Raw genomic sequence first — 737 nt, forward strand, 5'->3', positions numbered from 1 at the left:
TCCGGCGACCAATGCAAGTAGCGCTCGGTGGATTTAATACTGTGATGACCAAGTTGAGCCTGTAATTGATGAAGTGGCATACCCGCTTGTAATTGATGGGTCGCATAAGCATGCCTTAGGCTGTGTGGACTGCATGGCTTAGTGATACTCGCTAAGCGGGCCGCCTTCGCTAACGCTTTACGAAAGGTCGACTCATGCAGCGGATAAACCACATCATGATAGGTCGAGGCAAACAACCATTCGACGGGATGATACGCTTGCCAATACTGACGCAACAGGGTGAGTAAAGTCGGTGAGAGTATCACCCAGCGGTCGCAGGCACCCTTGCCTTGACACACTTTGAGCAACTGCCGCTGCCCATCGATATCAGCAACCTTAATATGGGTTAACTCACTGACACGCAAACCACAACCATAACACAGCGCCAACATAGCGCGTTGTTTCAGGTTTTGACAGTGATACAGCAGTGCCGCGATATCTTGGCAGCTAAGCAATTGCGGCAGCTTGTGCGGACGTTTCGGTAAACTCAGCTGAATCGTAAAGTCACGCTTTAGGACATGTTCATAGAAAAAATGAATGCCATTAAGCTGTAACTTTAAGGTGGCCCTGGAATGATGCCGCTCAAGATTTAAGTAACGGAAATAAGCCGTAAGCTGCTCATCCGTAATGTTATCGAACGGTTGGTTTGCATAGTGCTGCAGTTGGGTGATGGCATACAAATAAGCGTTACGCGTACG

General features: G+C 48.7%; 1 protein-coding gene. It reads right to left on the minus strand.

Going from position 1 to position 737, the window contains the following annotated elements; translation table 11 throughout:
- On the minus strand, positions 1–737 hold a 737-nt coding region (locus Q4Q49_RS22120), incomplete at both ends, for a site-specific integrase (RefSeq protein WP_312000459.1).

The sequence above is a fragment of the Shewanella sp. SP1S1-7 genome (assembly GCF_031932105.1).
Classification (GTDB): Bacteria; Pseudomonadota; Gammaproteobacteria; order Enterobacterales; family Shewanellaceae; genus Shewanella; species Shewanella baltica.